Source organism: Streptomyces sp. JH002, from assembly GCF_050916115.1.
Classification (GTDB): Bacteria; Actinomycetota; Actinomycetes; order Streptomycetales; family Streptomycetaceae; genus Streptomyces; species Streptomyces xiamenensis.
The window spans coordinates 2,077,143-2,095,273 of the sequence record NZ_CP087989.1 but is presented as its reverse complement, the minus strand read 5'-3'; the positions used below and the strand labels follow the sequence as shown (position 1 = coordinate 2,095,273).

Below are 18,131 nucleotides of genomic sequence, written 5' to 3'. Positions count from 1 at the left end.
CAACGCCGACGGTGGAGTGCGTAATCCCCAGGAATGGTGTGACGGTATGACCGAGCCTGTGGACAAGTGACCCGCATCCCGGCGCGGGACCTGGCAGCATGACGGGCGTGACAGCAGCAACCCCGCCCCCAGGACTCCCCGGCTCCCCCGGCCTCCCCGGCTCCTCCGGTTTCCCGACCGTCCCGGACTCCGCCGACGCCGTGCTCGACGGGCTCGACCCCGAACAGCGCTCCGTGGCCACCACCCTGCACGGCCCGGTGTGCGTGCTCGCGGGGGCCGGTACCGGCAAGACCCGGGCGATCACCCACCGCATCGCCTACGGGGTGCGCTCGGGGGTCTTCCAGCCCAGCACGGTGCTGGCGGTCACCTTCACCCACCGGGCGGCGGGCGAGATGCGCGGCCGGCTGCGCGGCCTGGGCGCGGGCGGGGTCCAGGCCCGGACGTTCCACTCGGCCGCGCTGCGCCAGCTCCAGTACTTCTGGCCCAGGGCGGTGGGCGGCGAAGTGCCCCGCCTGCTGGACCGCAAGATCAAACTGATCTCGGAGGCGGCGGGGCGCTGCCGGATCTCCCTCAACGGCCACGAGCTGCGCGATGTCACCGGCGAGATCGAGTGGGCCAAGGTGACCCAGACCACCCCGGACGACTATCCGGCGGCCGTCGTCAAGGCGGGCAAGGACGCGCCGCGCGACCCCGCGCAGACCAGCCGCATCTACGCCACCTACGAACAGCTCAAGCAGGACCGGGGCGCCATCGACTTCGAGGATGTGCTGCTGCTCACCGTCGGCATCCTCCAGGACCGCGCCGACATCGCCGAGACCGTGCGCCGCCAGTACCAGCACTTCGTCGTCGACGAGTACCAGGACGTCAGCCCGCTCCAGCAGCGGCTGCTCCAGCTGTGGCTGGGCGACCGGGAGAGCCTGTGCGTGGTCGGGGACGCCAGCCAGACCATCTACTCCTTCACCGGGGCCACCCCGGACCATCTGCTGAACTTCCGCACCCTGCACCCCAACGCCACCGTGGTGAAGCTGGTGCGGGACTACCGCTCCACCCCGCAGGTGGTGCAGCTGGCCAACGGTCTGCTGGACCAGGCGAAGGGGCGGGCCGCCGAGTCCCGGCTCCAGCTGATCTCGCAGCGCCCGGCCGGGCCCGAGCCGGAGTTCTCCGAGCACCCGGACGAGCCGGCCGAGGCCGCCGCGACCGCCCGCCGGATCCGGCAGCTGATGACCCCGGTCGAGCAGGGCGGGGAGGGCGTGCCCGCCAGCGAGATCGCTGTGCTGTACCGGGCCAACTCCCAGTCCGAGAGCTATGAGGCCGCCATGGCGGAGGCCGGGGTGCCCTACCAGCTCAAGGGCGCCGAGCGGTTCTTCGAACGCCCCGAGATCCGGCAGGCCGGGATGGCGCTGCGCGGGGCGGCGCGGGCCGGCAGCGGCAACGACCAGGCCCTGGTGGGGGCGGACAGCCTGGCCGCCGAGGTGGGCGCGGTGCTGGCCACCACCGGCTGGACGCCGGAGCCGCCGGCCGGCTCGGGCGCCGCCCGGGACCGGTGGGAGTCCCTGGCGGCCCTGGTACGGCTCGCCGAGGACTTCCAGCGCGCCACCTCTGGCGCCACGCTGGTCGCCTTCGTCGCCGAACTGGACGAGCGGGCCAACGCCCAGCACGCCCCGACCGTGGAGGGGGTCACCCTCACCTCCCTGCACACCGCCAAGGGCCTGGAGTGGGACGCGGTGTTCCTGGTCGGGCTCACCGACGGAATGCTGCCGATCACGCACGCCAAGACGGCCGAGCAGATCGAGGAGGAACGGCGGCTGCTGTACGTGGGGGTGACCCGGGCCCGGCTGCATCTGACGCTGTCGTGGTCGCTGGCGCGCGCCCCGGGCGGCCGGGCCTCCCGGCGGCCCAGCCGCTTTCTGGACGGGCTGCGGCCCGGCTCGGGTCCCGCCGGTGCCCGTCGCAAGGGCGGGGCGGGCGGCGTCGAGGGCGGTGGCGAGGGCGGACGCCGGCGCAAGCCGCGCGGCCCGGTGCCGTGCCGGGTGTGCGGGCGGACGCTGACCGAGGCCACCGAGATGAAGCTGCGGCGCTGCGTGGACTGCCCCTCCACCATGGACGAGGCGCTGTACGAGCGGCTGCGGGAGTGGCGTCTGGAGCAGGCGAAGGAGCTGGGACGCCCGGCGTACGCGGTGTTCACCGATGTCACCTTGATGGCGATCGCCGAGTCGGTGCCGGGCGACCGGGCCCAGTTGTCGCGGATCTCGGGTGTCGGAGCCCACAAACTGGCGCAGTTCGGCGACGACGTCCTGGCCCTGTGCGCAGGTCAGGAGCTTCCCGAGCGGGACGGGGAGGCGCCGGAGGAGACCGCCGATCACCCCGACGGGGAAACCTCGGGAAAATAGTTTGCGCGGCCCCGAGCGATACGCATAGCGTGCTGCACACGGCGTCGAGGGAGGCTTTCGCTTCCGGACGAGCCGTGCTGTACTGAGTTGTACCGATTCTGTATGCCTCGGGTCAGGATGTGATTCCTGTACCCGCCGAGACTCCTTAGGGGAGGCGATTCCAGTGGCGAGCATCACTCTGACGAAACTGTCCGGGCTGTCCGGCCATGACGTCGTCTCCTCCTGCCTGCCGGGCGGTTCCCACCTGTTCTTCGCCACCGGTGTCTCCGGTGCCGAAGCCGTGCGTGAGGTGCGCATTGAGCGCGCCGAGCGCAGTGAGCGACCGGCCCAGGCGCCCGCGGTAGTGGCAGCGGCAGCGGCACAGGCATCGGATGCCTATGACGCGATCGCAGCAGCAGCAGCCAACGGCGCCGGCGCGGCAGCAGTGGCAGCGAATCAGCTGTTCGGACAGCAGAAGACCCAGCTCCACACGATGTGGGCCCTCCGCGGGCTCAAACCCTGGATGCACCCAGCCTGATCGGCACAGATCAGGTCGGCACCTTCCAGGGCCGCGGAACCCACTTCGGGATCCGCGGCCCTTCTGTTTTGCCCACGACAACAGAAAAGAACGAAGACATGACCGTGCCCATCGCGCCGTCCGCCCGACCTGACCTGAACTCACCACCCGATCCGGAGACTTCTGTGACCCCGCTGTACAGCCTCAACGAACTCGACGAGGCCATCGAGCGACTCGACGCCACCGTGCCGTGCCGTTCCTACGACCCCGAGGTGTTCTTCGCCGAGTCCCCCGAGGACGTCGAATACGCCAAGTCGCTGTGCGGCGCCTGTCCGCTGCGCGAGGCATGTCTGGCCGGCGCGAAGGAGCGGCGTGAGCCGTGGGGCGTCTGGGGCGGCGAGCTCTTCGTCCAGGGTGTGGTGGTGCCGAGGAAGCGGCCCCGTGGCCGCCCGCGCAAGAACCCGGTCCTCGCCTCATGAACACCAACGGCACCATCGGAAACCCGGCCGCCCATGGCCCCCGGCGGATCTCACGGATCCGTCCACTGAACGACAACACCGCAGATCTGGCCGCGGTCGCACCGCGCCAGGACCAGAACAGGATCACCGAGTTGTATCTCATCCCAGAAGCGCTGGCCCGCTCCCATATGAGCGAACGCGTGCGCGAAGCCGAATCTCAACGCATGTCGCGGCAGGTGGCCATCGCCGACCGGCTGCACCGCAAGTCCCGCCGCCTCCAGGCCCGTGCGGAGCGGGCCTCCAACCGGGCCCGCCGGGCCCTGGCCCAGGCGGTGCTCCACCAGCGCTGACCTCGTCAGCGGCCGTCCACCTTCGACCGAAGCCCCCGCCCCGGCGGGGGCTTCCGCGTTCCCGCGTTCCCGCGTTCCCGCGTTCCCGCGTTCCCGCGTTCCCGCGTTCCCGCGTTCCCGCGTTCCCGCGTTCCCGCGTTCCCGCGTTCCCGCGGTGCGCGGTCGGGGCGGTCGGCCGGGGTGCGCCGTCAGGGGGGCGGCCTTCGCGGGCCGGCCCGTCCGGCGGGGCAGTGCCTTTCCGTCGCGCACCGGGCAGTGTGATCCGGTCCCCGGCCCGCACTCCGGGAGGGCGGGTGGGGCGGACCGGCCTCCGGCTGCCGGAGCATCGCCCGGCCCCGTCCCGACCTTCACGGGGGAGCCCCGGCCGGGGAGGCGGCGCGACCCTGGGGTGGCGCGTCGGTGACGTCTTCGGTGTCGGGTACGGGTGAGGGCGGGGGATGGGTGCCGGACCGGAAGGCTCCGCAGGGGCAGTCGGGGTGCGGCGGATGGGTGGTCGTGGTGAAGGACAGGTCGGGCAGGGAGAGTTCCGTCCGGGTGCTCAGCGGGGGCGGGGCCGTGCCGTCCAGGTAGGACAGCACGGTGGCCGCCGTCAGTCCCGCGATCGTCTGGGCCAGGGCGGCGTCGCAGGACGGGGTCGTACCGGGACGGGCGTTGCGCCACTGGGCCACTAGCAGCGGCCAGCCCGGTTCGCCCCGGGCCCTGGTGTGCAGCAGACATTCCGCACAGGCTGTGCGCCCGGGCCGCACCAGGGGACCGGTGAAGCCGGTGGCTTCCACCACCCCCGCGTACAGATGGGGTGTGCCGGCCGCGAGCAGCGGAGCGGCCGCCGCCGGGTCGGGGGCGTAGGCGGTGATGCCGTCGCGCGGAGCGAGCACCACCAGATGCGGCCCCTCCCGCCGTTCCCCGGGCGGGGGCGGCCCACCCTCGCGTTGCCAGGGGACGGCGGCGCTCACCGCCGAGGCCGCCGCCTCGGCGCGGCGCTCCCCCTTGCGGTCGGCGCGTACCCCGCCCGGCGAGGTGTCGGCGGCCGACACCCGGCCACCGTCGACCACCTCCACCCGGCCCACGCCCGCCTGGGCCAGCGTGACCGCCACCGCCGCGCCCACCCGACCGGCGCCGCGCACCCGCACCCAGGCCCGGCGGCGTTCCAGCAGCCGGCGCAGCCCCCGGCCGGGTTCGCGGTGCACCAGGGACAGCGAGGCGAGGTCCGGCCGCGCGGCCTCGGTGACCCGGGAGGCCGCCGCACGGTCGGCCGCCGCGTCGTCGAGCACGCCCAGGTCGGTGAGCCGGTGCGCGATCCGGTCGGCGGCGGCGCGGCCCAGCCCCAGTGCCGCTGCCGCGTCCCGCAACGCGGGCAGCCCCCGGGTGCCGTCCAGCAGGGTCAGAAAGCTCTGGGTGGCCGTGTCCACCGGCCCCAGCAGCACCGCGTGGGCGGGGGTCACCCCGAAGCGCAGCGTGTGTCCGTCCCGCCAGCCACGGCGCAGGGCCGGCTTGATCATCGGATGCATGTGGGTCATCCCCGCTTTCACTATCGCTTTCACCTGTCGCGCTCTGTTCGTGACTCAGCGTGCACGATCGCGCGGCGGCGGAGCGAAAAGTTATCCACATGTGAGGGATATGGTCCGATAAGCGGCCCGATTCCACGGCGCTTGCCCGCTCCGGAGCCGCCAGGGGGGACATTTCCGCCTGTCAGCGGGTAACGTCGAAGGGTGACCGCCGATCCGCTGAACAGCAGCGCCGGCCCGCCGCGGATCAGCCCCCCGGTGGACCGGGCGGTCGAGGTGCGCCGCTCCACCCGCCGCCGGCGTACGGTCTCCGCCTACCGCGAGGGCGACCGCACCGTGGTCCTCATCCCCGCCCGGATGTCGGCCGACGAGGAGCGGCGCTGGGTCTCCGTCATGCTGGAGAAGCTCGCCGCCCAGGAAGACCGCCGGATGCTCGACGACGACGCGCTGGGGCAGCGCGCGGCCGAGCTCTCGGCCCGCTATCTGCGCGGCCGGGCCCGCCCCGACAGTGTGCGCTGGGTGACCAACCAGAACTCCCGCTGGGGCTCGTGCACCCCCGCCATGGGCAGCATCCGGCTCTCCCACCGGCTCCAGGGCATGCCCGAGTACGTCATCGACTACGTCATCCTCCACGAGCTGGCGCATCTCCTGGTGCCCGGTCACGGCGAGGGCTTCTGGCGGCTGCTGGACGCCTATCCGCGCACCGAGCGGGCCCGCGGATTCCTGGAGGGGGTGGTGGCCGCCGAGCGGTTGCCGTACATCCCCTGCGGTGCCCCCGACTGACACGCCGCCGTCCCGCTGTCGGCTGCAACGACTAGGCTGATCGACACAGTTCGTTCGGATCGGGACCGGGGGACGGTCGGATACGCATGGTCAGGCAATTCCAACGCGGCCAGAAGGCCAGACTCAGTGACCTCACCCTGGGGACGGACCTCTACGTCGGCGTCCAGATCTCCGGTCCGGGGATGACCTTCGACATCAGCTGCTTCGGCCTCGACGCCGACGAACGCCTCAGCGACGACCGGTACTTCATCTTCTACAACCAGATCGCCTCGCCCGAGGAGTCCCTGCGACTGCTGGGCGCGCAGGCCGGGGACACCGAGTCCTTCCGGATCACCCTGGACCGGGTGCCCGCCGCCATCGACCGGCTCGCCTTCACCGCCACCATCGACGGCGACGGCACCATGGCGCAGGCGGCGCCCGGCTATCTGCGCATCGTGGCGGGCGGCGAGGAGGTGGTCCGGTACGCGTTCGAGGGCTCGGAGTTCACCACCGAGCGGGCCGTGATGCTGGGCGACTTCTACCGCAAGGACGGCTGGCGCTTCGCCGCGGTCGGGCAGGGCTTCGACGGCGGTCTGGAGGCGCTGCTGCGGCACTTCGGCGGCGAGGTCGAGGAGGAGCCGGAGGCGGAGGCGGCGCCCGAGCCGCAGCCCGCCGCCGTGCCCGGCTTCGCGCCACCACCCGGCCCCGGATCCGCGCCGCCGCCGGCGCCCGCGCCGGCTTCCGTCACGTTCGCGGCCCCAGCCGCTCCGGTCGCGGCGCCCGCCCCGCCGCCGACCGCCCCCGCACCGACCGCCCCCGCACCGGCCGTCCCCCCGCCGGCCGCACCGGTCGGACCACCCGCCCCCGTACCCACCGGGCCACCCCCGGCCGCGGCTCCGGCCGCCGGGTTCGGGCAGGCACCGCTGCAGCCGCAGGAACCGCTGCCCGCCCCGCCCGCCGGCGGGATACGCACGGCCCTCGACGCCTACGGCGCGCTCGGCTCCGAGGCCGGCCGCTGGAGCCTCCAGAACCCCCAGCTCGTCCGCATCGACCTCGCCGCCGACGAGGGCCGCCCCATCATGGCCAGGCTCGGCTCCATGGTGCTCTACCAGGGCGACGTCGACTTCGCCTACAAGGGCGGCGGCATCAAGCGCCGCCTGGTCAGCGGCATGACCGGCGAAGGCTTCGGCTCCCTCATGCGGGTCAGCGGCACCGGCCAGGTCTACCTCGCCGAGGAAGCCACCCGCCTGCACCCCGTCGAGCTCCAGGGCGACGCCCTGTGCGTGGCCTCCCAGCACGTCCTCGCCTTCGACGAGACCCTCGACCACGAGGTACGCCGCATCGACGGCCACGGCATCCCGGGCGGCTCGCTCTACGCCCTTCAGTTCCACGGCCACGGCACCGTCGTCATCACCACCCGCGGCGAACCCCTCGTCCTCCCCGTCACCCCCATGACCTTCACCGACGCCAACGCCACCATCGCCTGGTCGGCGGCTGCCCAGGTGCTGGTGGCCCATCAGGTCCGCCTGCGCCGCCACGCCTACCCCGGCGACAGCGGGGAGACCACCCAGCTCCAGTTCCGCGGTGCCCCGGGGAACTTTGTGATCGTCCAGCCGTTCGAGATCTGACGGAGCGATGATGGATCAGCACATGGTGTCGGGCCACGCCCCGACCCCGCCGACCGCGCGGATGGAGAACCACGGCCCCACCATGGCCAAGATCGCCATGCGGACCGGCGCCGAACTCCTCGCCAGGACCGGCTCCATGGTCGCCTACGAGGGCTTCATCCAGTACGAGTCCAACCCGGCAGCGCTGCGCCGGGTCGCCTCGCAGTGGCTCAGCGGCGAGAGCGTCCCGCTGATGCGCTGCCACGGCGACGGCATCCTCTACCTGGCCGACTACGGCGCCAACGTGGTCTGCGTCCCCCTCAACGACGAGAACCTGTCCGTCAACGCCACGAACGTCCTCGCCTTCGACGCCCACCTCACCTGGGGCGTGCAGCGGGTCAAGGGCATGGCCAAGTTCGCCGGGCAGGGCCTGTTCAACTTCGGGATCTCCGGTACGGGGTGGGTCGCCGTCACCAGCCGCGGCGTCCCGGTGGTCATCGACTGCGCGCGGGACGGCGAGATCTTCGTGGACCCCGACGCGCTCGTCGCCTGGTCCACCGGCCTGGAGATGAAGGGCAGACGCAGCTTCAAGGCGTCCTCACTGATCGGCCGGGGCAGCGGCGAGGCGTACCAGCTGGGGTTCAGCGGCGAGGGCTTCGTCGTCGTCCAGCCCAGCGAGGACAGCACCGAGCGGCTCACCGAGCAGCAGCAGCCGTCCTAACGGGGGAGAGCGGGACATGCAGAGCACGATCTTCAACCACACGGTGACGCAGTCCGCCGAGCGCTTCGCCTCGCAGAACGCCCGGATGCTGCGGGTGAACCTGAGCGAGGGCGAGGACCTGGTGGCCCGGGCGGGCTCCATGGTGGCCTTCGAGGGCATGGTCGAGTTCGACGGCGAATACCTGAGCCGGCACCAGCAGTACGCGCAGTGGGCCACCGGTGAGGTGCTGCCGCTCATGCGCTGCTTCGGGCAGGGCACCGTCTACCTCGCCAACCTCGCCCAGCACATCCACGTGCTGGACGTCGGCCACGACGGGCTCACCGTGGACAGCGCCTACGTGCTGGCCTTCGACTCCCATCTGCACTGGGAGATCATCTCGGTGGAGAGCCAGCACGGCATCGCCGGGGCCGGCGCGTACAACCTCGTCATCAGCGGCCAGGGCAAGGTCGCCATCACCACCTCGGACGCGCCGCTGGTGATGCCGGTGACGCCCGACCGCTACGTGAGCGCCGACGCGGACGCCGTGGTGGCCTGGAGCACCGGGCTGCGGGTGCAGATGCAGGCGCAGACCGCCTCCCGCTCCATCTGGCGGCGGCGCGGGGCGACCGGCGAGGGCTGGGAGCTGAGTTTCATGGGGGAGGGGTACGCGGTGGTGCAGCCCAGCGAACTGCTGCCGCCCCAGCACACCTCCTTCGGCCAGCGTCTCCCGACGGCCGGCCGCGTCGGCGCGGGCCCCGGCCTGCACCAGGGCGGTGCCTGGGGGCCGCGTTAGCGCCCCGCACGGCCGGCACTGCCACGACGACCACAGCCCGCCCGGCGCCGTGGTCTCGTGGCAGTGCCGGCCACGGTCTAGCGCAGGGCGGCGCGGGTGCGCTCCAGCAGGCGGACCACCGAGGCGTCCGCGATCTCCTGGACCTCTTCGTAGTCGAACCAGCGCAGCTCCAGCGATTCCTCACTGATGGACTCACGCGCGCCGGCCGGGGCCACAGCCGCGTACTGCACATCCAGATGGACGGCGCACGGGGTGCTGTGCCGGTCCAGATTGACCGGCTCGGGCAGCAGCCGCAGGCCGGGGACGCCCGATTCCTCCGTCGCCTCGCGCAGCGCCGCGTCCGCCAGGGTCGGGTCGCCCGGCTCGCAGTGGCCGCCGGTCTGCAGCCACATCCGCAGCTTGCGGTGCAGGGTGAGCAGGACCTGCCGCCGTTCCGGGTCGATGATCAACGCGCTCGCGGTCAGATGACCGGCGGCGCACGCCTTCCACATGCCGTCCGGGTGCGCCGCGAGATGGGCGGCGTACTCGGCGCGCAGCTTGTCCTGCGCGCCGTCCGGCGCGGGCCACGCCTCCAGCACCCGCGCCGCGTCCTGGTGCAGGGAACTCACTTGGTGTCGTCCCCGCCCTTGTCCTTGCCGCCGTCCCCGTTCCCGTCGTCGCCGTCCTTCTCCAGACGCGGGCGGTCCTGCGACTCCTGGCCGTCCCGCGACTCCTGGCCGTCCTGCGAGGCCTCGCCCAGCATCCGGTCCAGCTCGGAGAAGTCCGGCTGCTCGTGGTGGACGAAACCGTCCGGGTCGTTCAGGTCCTCCGCCGTGGGCAGCAGGTCCGGGTGCGCCCACAGCGCCTCCCGCCCCGACACCCCGCGCGCGTCCGTCAGCGACGCCCACAGCCGGGCCGCGTCCCGCAGCCGGCGCGGCCGCAGCTCCAGACCGATCAGGGTGGCGAACGTCTGCTCCGCCGGGCCACCGGTCGCCCGGCGCCGCCGCAGCGTCTCGCGCAGCGCGGAGGCGGCCGGCAGGTGCGGCTCGGCGGCGGCGTGCACCACCGCGTCCACCCAGCCCTCCACCAGCGCCAGCGCCGTCTCCAGCCGGGCCAGCGCCGCCTTCTGCTGCGGCGTGTCCTCCGGCTGGAAGAGACCCTGCTGGAGCTTCTCCTGCAATTCCTCGGGCCGGCTCGGGTCCAGCTGCCCGACCAGGTCCTCCAGCTTCTCCGTGTCGACCTGGATACCGCGCGCGTACCCGTCCACCGCGCCGAACAGGTGCGAGCGCAGCCACGGCACGTGCGCGAACAGCCGCTGGTGTGCGGCCTCCCGCAGCGCCAGATACAGCCGTACCTCGTCCTGCGGGACCCCCAGGCCCGCACCGAACGCCGTCATATTGACCGGCAGCAGGGCCGCCTTGCCCGCCGGCGCCAGCGGCAGCCCGATGTCGGTGGAGCCCACCACCTCACCGGCCAGCACCCCCACCGCCTGCCCGATCTGGGTGCCGAACATCGCCCCGCCCATCGAGCGCATCATGCCCAGCAGCGGGCCCGCCATGGCCCGCATCTCCTCCGGCAGGACGTCGCTCATCGCCGCGCCCACGCGCTCCGCGACCGGGTCCACCAGCTCCTTCCACACCGGCAGGGTCGCCTCGACCCACTCGGCGCGGCTCCACGCCACCGCCGTGCCGGTCCCCGAGGGCAGCGCCGTGACCCCGTCCAGCCACAGGTCGGCCAGCCGCATGGCCTCCTCGACCTGCTCACGCTCGTGCCGGCCCACACTGGTGTCCTTCGAACCGTCGGCCGCGCCCTGCGCGACCGTCTGGCGCGCCACGTTCTGGGCCAGCTCCCAGTTGACCGGGCCGCCCTCGTAGGACAGCAGCTGTCCCAGCTGCTGGAACGCGGCGCCCAGATCCTGCGGGCTCATCTGGCCGCCCGCGCCCAGCGACCCGAACATCGCCGACAGCGGATCGCCGCCCGGCAGCTCGCCGCCGCCCTGGCCGTCCTTCTTCTTGCCGGGGTCGTCGTCGGGGTCATCCGGGAGGCCGAATCCGAAGGGGAAGTTACTCACGGGAATCCTCGGCTCTGTGTCGTCGGACGGAACCAACGTGCCTGAATCGCTGGTCTCTGCCTCCAGCCTAGACACCTCTCAGGCAGGATGGGGCCTGCGCACGTCGTACTGAAACAACCGCTGGAGAAGTCCTGTGAGTTCCCCGGAGCCAACCGTTCGCGCAGCGCGAAACGGCCCCAAGGCGCCGCTGACCGTCGCGGTCACCGGCGCCGCAGGCGGGGTCGGGGCGCTGCTCACCGAGCGGCTGCTGGCCACGCCGGACGTCCACCGTGTGCTGGCGCTCGATGAGCGCCTCGGGGACGCCAAGGGCGCCGAATGGCACACCCTCGACGTCCGCGACCCGGCCATCGCCGAGCTGCTGCGCACCCGTGGCATCTCGCGCGAGTCCGCCGAGCACGAAAGCCCGGTGGATGTCGTGGTCCACCTCGCGCTCGACCTCGACCTGGAGTCGGACCCCGCGATCCGTACCGCGTACAACGTGCGCGGCACCCAGACCGTGCTCACCGCGGCCGCCGCGGCGGGGGTGCGGCGGGTGGTGCTGGTCACCTCCGCCATGGTCTACGGGGCGCTGTCGGACAACGATCTGCCGCTCGCCGAGGACGCCGAACTGCGGGCCACGGCCGAGGCCACCTGTGTCGGGGACTTCCTGGAGATCGAGGACCTGGCCCGCCGCGCGCCGCGCGCCCACCCCGGGCTCAACGTCACCGTGCTGCGTCCCGCCGTCCTGGTGGGCGGCATGGACACGGCCCTCACCCGCTACTTCGAGTCGCCCCGGCTGCTGGTGGTGGCCGGCTCCCGGCCGCGCTGGCAGTTCTGCCACGTGCAGGACCTGGTGGGCGCGCTGGAGTACGCGGCGCTGGAGCGGGTCGAGGGCGAGCTGGCGGTGGGCTGCGACGGCTGGCTGGAGCAGGAGGAGGTCGAGGAGCTGACCGGTATCCGCCGCATGGAGCTGCCCCCGGCCGTCGCCCTGGGCGCGGCGGGCCGGCTGCACCGGCTGGGCCTGACCCCGTCCCCGGCCGGGGACCTGGCGTACACCATGCATCCGTGGGTGGTCAGCGGCAGCAAGCTGCACGAGGCGGGCTGGCGGCCCGAATGGACCAACGAGGAGGTGCTGGCCGAACTGCTCACCGAGGTGGCGGGCCGGCACACGGTGGCCGGCCGGCGGCTGGGCCGCAAGGACGCGGCGACCACGCTGGGCGCGGCCGGCGCCACCGTGGCGCTGGTCGGTACGGCCGCGCTGGTCCGCCGGGCCCGCAAGGCCCGCAGACGCTGACCGCCCGCGGCGGGCCGTGGTACGGCGTCCCGCCGCTCAGCCGCGCGTCGCCGCGTCGTCCGCCCCGGTACGAGCGGGGCGGTGGTGTGGCGCGGGAGCCTTGGTGTTGGGTGGGGGCCGGAAGCGCGTGCGTACGCGCGTGCGGATCCAGGAAGGCAGGCGAAGCCATCATGAGCTGGTCCGATCCGGTGCGGCTGCTCGCGGTACGCGAGGCGCCGCTGTCCGTCGACGAGGTGTTCGGGGCGGTGGGGGACGACGCCGCCGGCGGGACCGCGCTGTTCGTGGGGACGGTCCGCGACCACGACGGTCACCCGTCCGGCGCAGCCGTCACCGCTCTGGAGTACTCCGCCCACCCCGGTGCCGAGGCGGCCCTGCGCGCCGTCGCCGAGAAGGTGGTGGCCGACTTCCCGGTGCGGGCGCTGGCCGCCGTGCACCGCACCGGCCCGCTGGAGGTCGGTGACATCGCCGTGGTGGTGGCGGTCGCCTGTCCGCACCGGGCCGAGGCGTTCGCCGCCTGCCGCCGGCTGATCGACGACCTGAAGCGGGAGGTGCCGATCTGGAAGCGTCAGACGTTCGACGACGGCACCGACGACTGGGTGGGCGCGTGCGGATGATCACACGCCTGGGGGCGTGCGCTGCTCCAGTTGCGTAACCCCCGCGCTCCGCCGAGCGTTGTCTTGCCGAAGCATTCAGCGCTCGCCGAGGTGGGAGGTGGTCGGTCGTGGCCGTGCTGGTGTGGCTGCTGATCCCGGTCGCCGGTGGGCTGGTGGCCGGTGTGTGGGGCACCTGGGCCACCCGCCGCCAGACCGGCGTCGGGGGTATCGCGGACGCCGCCGGCGTCCGCCGCTATGACCGGTTCCGCTCCGCCATGGAGCGCTCCCCGATCCCGGTGTCCACCTTCCGCCCGGCCTCCGGGGAGCGGGCCCCGGCCGACGGCTGAGCGGCCCCTCACGTACTGTCAAGGCATGCCACGCCGCACCGCGACGCTGCTGACGTCCACTCTGCTGCTGATAGCTCTGCTGACCGCCGGAGTGCTGGTCAAGGTGCCCTACTCGGAGCTGTCGCCGGGGCCGACCGTCAACACGCTGGGCGACTACTCGGACGAGCCGGTGCTCAGCATCGACGGCCACGAGACGTACGAGGCCACCGGTCACCTCAACATGACCACTGTCCGGGTCACCGGGATCAACTACCGGATGAACCTGCTGGAGGCCATGGCCGGCTGGTTCGCCGACGACCGCGCCGTCGTCCCGCACCGCACCCTGTATCCGGACGATGTCAGCGCGGACGAGGTGGAGCAGGAGAACGCCGAGCAGTTCAGCCGCTCCCAGGAGAGCGCCAAGGTCGCCGCCCTCAACGAACTGGGTATCGACTTCACCACCCAGACCATCGTGGACTCGGTGGTCAAGGACAGCCCTTCCGAGGGCAAGCTGCACGCGGGCGACGCGATCGTGGCCGTGGACGGTACGAAGATCAGTGACCCGGGGCAGGTCGCCGAGGAGGTCACCAAGCACACGGCGGGCGAGGACGTGGTGTTCACCATCGTTCCCGCGGACGAGGCGGAAGCCGCCCGCGACGCCGGGCGGGAGCTGCCCTCGCAGACGCGGGACGTCACCATCACCACCGGCGGGGCGCAGGACGACGGGCGCGCCATCGTCGGGATCGTGGCCGGGGTCGCGCACACCTTCCCCTTCACCATCGACATCGAGCTGGCCGATGTCGGCGGTCCGAGCGCCGGGCTGATGTTCAGCCTGGGTCTCATCGACAAGCTGTCCCCCGAGGACCTCACCGGCGGCGCGTTCGTGGCCGGCACCGGGACCATCGACGACGCGGGGACGGTCGGCCCGATCGGCGGCGTCACCATGAAGACCATCGCGGCCCGGGACGCGGGCGCGGAGTACTTCCTGACCCCGAAGGACAACTGCGCGGCGGCCGCCGCCGACACGCCGGGCGGGCTCACCCTCGTGGAGGTCGAGAACCTCCAGGGCGCGCTGGACGCCCTGGAGCTGATCAGGACGGGCGACACGGACGCGCTGCCGCGGTGCGCGAAGGGCTGACACCCCCCTTCGCACCCCGCGGGCCGCGCCACCCGCCGCTGTTGTTACGGCTTTGTTATGACGCCGGGCGCCGGGCTCACTCCTCGAACGTCGCCGACAGCGCCTCCGCCAGGCCCGGTACGAGATCGGCGCCGGTCAGGACCTCGGTGTCGCTGTCCTTCTCCCGGAAGCGCAGCGCCGATTCACGGCCGCCGTCGCGCAGCACCGCGACCGTCATCCGGACCTCCTTGCGCTCGGGGTGTTCGGCCACCCAGCGCGTCAGCTCTTCCCCGGACAGCTCCTCGGGCACCTTCGCCTCGGCCGAGGCCGGCAGCATGAGCCGCTCCAGCGTCAGCGCGCATCCGGCCACCGCCCCGGGCCAGGCGATGGTCGCCAAGAACTCGTCCAGCGGCACGCCGTCCGGAAGTTCTTCCTGCTCAATGGGGGTGAGTTCGGCGCCCTCCGCGAGTTCGAGGCGGTCGGCGAGGCCCGGTTCGCTGGCGCGCAGCCGGGCGGTGTCGACGAGGGCGAAGAGCACCGCGGGCCGGTCCCACCCCAGTCCTGCGCTGTATTGGTCGATCTCCAGTACGGCCCGCGTCAGGGGGTTCGGGGCCGCGGGCATGTGGGGCGTGTTGTCCATGGGCATATCGTGCCTTCCCGGGCCCCGGAAACGGGAACCGAGTAAAGCTTGAGTAAGTTAGTTCAGTGGGCAACCCCTGGGCTGCCCGGCTTCATCCACCCGCGAATCTTTGAGGTGCGCACCTTGGCTTTCCAGATGCCGGACCGGGGCTCGGGCCGCCCCAGCGGTCCGAACGGGCCCAGAGGCCCCCGAGGTCCGGGCGGACGGGGGTTCAATCGCCCCTCCAAGGGCGCCCGGAGCCTGCTGATCACCGCCGCCATCCTGGCCGGTCTGGCCATTCTCTTCGCGATGTTCGCGGGGTTCTGGACCGATTGGCTGTGGTATAGGTCGGTCGACTACACCAGCGTCTTCCGTACCCAGCTGGTCACCCGGGTCGTGATGTTCGCGGCCTTCGGGATCCTCATGGCGCTGGCGGTGGGGCTGAACATCTGGCTGGCCCACCGGCTGCGCCCGCCGCTGAGCGCGATGTCGATGGAGCAGCAGAACCTCGACCGCTACCGGATGAGTATCGCCCCCTACAAGAAGTGGGTGCTGCTCGGGGTCGCGGTCCTGGTGGGTCTGATCGCGGGCGGTTCGGCATCCGGACAGTGGCGCACCTGGCTGCAGTTCGTCAACGGCACCTCCTTCGGGGTCACCGACCCGCAGTTCAACAAGGACGTGTCGTTCTTCGCGTTCGACCTGCCGTTCTACCGCTTCCTGATCGGCTTCGGCTTCGCCATCGTCGTGGTGTCGCTGATCGCCGCCGCCCTCGTGCACTACCTGTACGGCGGGCTGCGGGTGACCACCCCGGGCAACCGGATCACCCCGGCGGCCACCGGGCACCTGTCCGTGCTGCTGGGCCTGTTCGTGTCGCTGAAGGCGGTCGCGTACTGGTTCGACCGCTACGGTCTGGCGCTCAAGGGCGGCGACTTCCGGGACAACGCCGGCTGGACGGGCCTGCGCTACGTCGACGCCAACGCGTACCTGCCGGCCAAGACCATCCTGACGATCATCGCCGCCATCTGCGCGGTGCTGTTCTTCGCGACCCTGTGGCGCCGGGTGTGGCAGCTGCCGGTGCTGGGTCTGGGTCTGCTGGTGCTGTGCGCCGTGCTGATCGGCGGCGTCTACCCGGCGCTGGTGCAGCAGTTCCAGGTCAAGCCGAACGAGCAGGCCAAGGAGATGCCGTACATCCAGAAGCATCTGGATGCCACCAAGCAGTCCTACGACATCGACGACGCGCAGCTGCAGGACTACACCGGCATCAGCGACGCCGAGCCGGAGACGCTGCGCGGCGCCGTGACCGCCACGGCCAGCATCCGCCTGCTGGACCCGAGCGTCGTCTCGCCCGCGTTCCAGCAGATCCAGCAGGTCCGCGGGTACTACCAGTTCCCGGCGACCCTGGACGTGGACCGCTACCCGAACGCGGACGGCAGCGAGACGGACACCGTCATCGGTCTGCGTGAGATGAACGTCAACAACGTTCCGGAGCGGAACTGGATCAACGACCACTTCCGCTACACCCACGGCTTCGGCGTGGTGGCCGCCAGCGGCACCGACGTGCTCAGCAACGGCCAGCCGGACTTCATCGAGCAGGACCTGCCCCCGCAGGGTGACCTCGGTGAGTACGAGCCGCGCATCTACTACGGCGAGTACACCACCCAGTACTCGATCGTGGGTGGCCCGCAGCAGGAGATCGACTACGCCGGCGAGGACGGCGAGGTCGAGTACAGCTACACCGGGGACTCCGGTGTGCCGCTGGACAACTACTTCAAGCGTGCCGCGTACGCGCTGACCATGAGCGAGCCGCAGATCCTGTACTCCGGGGCGATCGGCGACGGCTCGCGCATCCTGTACAACCGCACGCCCAAGGAGCGCGTCCAGGCGGTCGCGCCGTGGCTGACGATCGACGGCGACCCGTATCCCGCGGTCGTCGACGGCCGGGTCATGTGGATCGTGGACGCGTACACCACGACCAACGGCTACCCGTACGCCTCGCGCACCACTCTGGGTGAGGCCACGGAGACCTCGCTGACCGACGAGCGCGGTCAGGTCGTCGCCCAGGAGAACCGGGTCAACTACATCCGCAACTCGGTCAAGGCCACGGTCGACGCGTACAACGGTGAGGTCACCATGTACGAGTGGGACCAGGACGACCCGGTGCTCAAGACCTGGATGAAGTCCTTCCCGGGCACGGTGGAGCCGCGTTCGGAGATCAGCGACGACCTGATGGACCACCTGCGGTACCCGCAGGATCTGTTCAAGGTCCAGCGCGATCTGCTCCAGCGCTTCCACGTGGACACCGCCTCGCAGTTCTACAGCGGTTCCGAGCGCTGGCAGGTGCCGGACGACCCGACCCACCGCGGTCAGTCGGTGCCGCCGTACTACCTGAGCATGAAGATGCCGGACCAGGACGAGCAGACGTTCTCCCTGACCACCACCTTCACGCCGCTCGGCCGTGACACGCTCGCGGCGTACATGGCGGTGGACGCCGACACCAGGAGCGACGAGTACGGGACGATGAGAATCCTCACGCTGCCGTCGAACACGACGGTGTGGGGTCCGCAACAGGTGCAGAGCCGCTTCAACTCGGACCCGACCATCGCGCAGGAGATCAACCTGCTCCAGCGCGGTGACTCGGAGATCGAGTACGGCAACCTGCTGACCGTGCCGCTGGAAGGCGGGCTGCTGTACGCCGAGCCGGTGTACGTGCGCGGTGCCGGCACCAACTATCCGCTGCTGCGGAAGGTGCTGGTGACCTACGGCGAGCAGACCGCGTTCGAGGACACGCTGGACGAGGCGCTGGACGTGGTGTTCGGGGTCGCCGAGCCCACGCCGCCGTCGGAGGAGCCGCCGCCGGAGGAGGGCGAGGAGACGCCTCCGCCGCCCAGCGGTGGGACCGCCGAGGAGCTGGTGCAGCAGGCTCAGGACGCCTATGAGGAGGGCCAGACGGCACTCCAGAACGGCGACTGGGCGGCGTACGGCGAGGCGCAGGCACGTCTGGAGGAGGCGCTGAACGAGCTGGAGCAGCTGCAGTCCGGCGACTCCGCGGCGCGGAACGAGGACGAGGAGCAGACCGACGGCTAGCCGGCGGT

General features: G+C 72.0%; 17 protein-coding genes. 13 read left to right on the top strand and 4 right to left on the bottom strand.

Annotated features, from left to right (window positions below; translation table 11 throughout):
* Positions 1-98 precede the first annotated feature (98 nt).
* From H7827_RS09105 to H7827_RS09090, 4 genes are all read left to right on the top strand, one after another.
* On the top strand, positions 99-2,390 hold the full coding sequence (locus H7827_RS09105; RefSeq protein WP_432744046.1) for an ATP-dependent DNA helicase UvrD2: 2,292 nt from the start codon (positions 99-101) through the stop codon (positions 2,388-2,390).
* A 163-nt stretch (positions 2,391-2,553) separates the two neighbouring features.
* A complete protein-coding gene (locus H7827_RS09100; protein WP_432744043.1) occupies positions 2,554-2,907 on the top strand; it encodes a hypothetical protein in 354 nt (117 codons plus the stop codon).
* Between the two features lie 98 nt (positions 2,908-3,005).
* The gene (locus tag H7827_RS09095) at positions 3,006-3,365 is read left to right on the top strand and encodes a WhiB family transcriptional regulator (protein ID WP_030737249.1); all 360 of its coding nucleotides are present in this window, start codon (positions 3,006-3,008) and stop codon (positions 3,363-3,365) included.
* Positions 3,362-3,694, top strand: a complete 333-nt coding sequence (locus tag H7827_RS09090) for a hypothetical protein (protein WP_030737246.1) — start codon at positions 3,362-3,364, stop codon at positions 3,692-3,694. The genes H7827_RS09095 and H7827_RS09090 overlap by 4 nt, the downstream gene beginning before the upstream one ends.
* A gap of 347 nt (positions 3,695-4,041) precedes the next feature.
* Here the strand turns inward: H7827_RS09090 and H7827_RS09085 are convergent, their stop codons facing one another.
* Complete coding sequence (locus tag H7827_RS09085; protein WP_432747960.1) at positions 4,042-5,202, bottom strand: TOMM precursor leader peptide-binding protein; 1,161 nt, start codon at positions 5,200-5,202, stop codon at positions 4,042-4,044.
* 201 nt (positions 5,203-5,403) lie between these two features.
* On the opposite strand from H7827_RS09085, the gene H7827_RS09080 reads away from it, so the two are divergent.
* From H7827_RS09080 to H7827_RS09065, 4 genes are all read left to right on the top strand, one after another.
* Complete coding sequence (locus H7827_RS09080) at positions 5,404-5,982, top strand: M48 metallopeptidase family protein (protein ID WP_030737240.1); 579 nt, start codon at positions 5,404-5,406, stop codon at positions 5,980-5,982.
* 86 nt (positions 5,983-6,068) lie between these two features.
* Positions 6,069-7,589: a TerD family protein gene (locus H7827_RS09075; RefSeq protein ID WP_432744040.1), complete on the top strand. Its 1,521-nt coding sequence runs from the start codon at positions 6,069-6,071 to the stop codon at positions 7,587-7,589.
* A gap of 10 nt (positions 7,590-7,599) precedes the next feature.
* On the top strand, positions 7,600-8,289 hold the full coding sequence (locus H7827_RS09070) for an AIM24 family protein (RefSeq protein ID WP_030737232.1): 690 nt from the start codon (positions 7,600-7,602) through the stop codon (positions 8,287-8,289).
* A gap of 16 nt (positions 8,290-8,305) precedes the next feature.
* Entirely contained in the window at positions 8,306-9,061 is a 756-nt protein-coding gene (locus H7827_RS09065; RefSeq protein WP_030737229.1) for an AIM24 family protein, read from the top strand.
* 77 nt (positions 9,062-9,138) lie between these two features.
* Here the strand turns inward: H7827_RS09065 and H7827_RS09060 are convergent, their stop codons facing one another.
* Both H7827_RS09060 and H7827_RS09055 read right to left on the bottom strand, forming a co-directional pair.
* Complete coding sequence (locus H7827_RS09060) at positions 9,139-9,669, bottom strand: NUDIX hydrolase (protein ID WP_432744037.1); 531 nt, start codon at positions 9,667-9,669, stop codon at positions 9,139-9,141.
* A complete protein-coding gene (locus tag H7827_RS09055; protein ID WP_432744035.1) occupies positions 9,666-11,111 on the bottom strand; it encodes a zinc-dependent metalloprotease in 1,446 nt (481 codons plus the stop codon). Before H7827_RS09055 ends, H7827_RS09060 begins: the two co-directional genes overlap by 4 nt.
* A gap of 133 nt (positions 11,112-11,244) precedes the next feature.
* On the opposite strand from H7827_RS09055, the gene H7827_RS09050 reads away from it, so the two are divergent.
* The 4 genes from H7827_RS09050 (at position 11,245) to H7827_RS09035 (ending at position 14,441) form a co-directional block, all read left to right on the top strand.
* Complete coding sequence (locus tag H7827_RS09050; RefSeq protein ID WP_432744033.1) at positions 11,245-12,384, top strand: SDR family oxidoreductase; 1,140 nt, start codon at positions 11,245-11,247, stop codon at positions 12,382-12,384.
* Between the two features lie 170 nt (positions 12,385-12,554).
* Positions 12,555-12,998, top strand: coding sequence for a molybdenum cofactor biosynthesis protein MoaE (locus H7827_RS09045; RefSeq protein ID WP_386537493.1), 444 nt, complete (start codon positions 12,555-12,557; stop codon positions 12,996-12,998).
* Positions 12,999-13,105: 107 nt separating this feature from the next.
* Positions 13,106-13,324 carry a hypothetical protein gene (locus H7827_RS09040; RefSeq protein ID WP_030737215.1) on the top strand — a complete coding sequence of 73 codons (219 nt, stop codon included), beginning with the start codon at positions 13,106-13,108 and terminating at the stop codon, positions 13,322-13,324.
* 25 nt (positions 13,325-13,349) lie between these two features.
* Positions 13,350-14,441: a YlbL family protein gene (locus H7827_RS09035; protein ID WP_200364592.1), complete on the top strand. Its 1,092-nt coding sequence runs from the start codon at positions 13,350-13,352 to the stop codon at positions 14,439-14,441.
* Positions 14,442-14,517: 76 nt separating this feature from the next.
* Here the strand turns inward: H7827_RS09035 and H7827_RS09030 are convergent, their stop codons facing one another.
* Positions 14,518-15,060 carry a PPA1309 family protein gene (locus H7827_RS09030; RefSeq protein WP_386537498.1) on the bottom strand — a complete coding sequence of 181 codons (543 nt, stop codon included), beginning with the start codon at positions 15,058-15,060 and terminating at the stop codon, positions 14,518-14,520.
* Between the two features lie 114 nt (positions 15,061-15,174).
* Between H7827_RS09030 and H7827_RS09025 the strand changes: the two genes are divergently transcribed.
* The gene (locus H7827_RS09025) at positions 15,175-18,123 is read left to right on the top strand and encodes a UPF0182 family membrane protein (RefSeq protein WP_386537501.1); all 2,949 of its coding nucleotides are present in this window, start codon (positions 15,175-15,177) and stop codon (positions 18,121-18,123) included.
* Positions 18,124-18,131 lie beyond the last annotated feature (8 nt).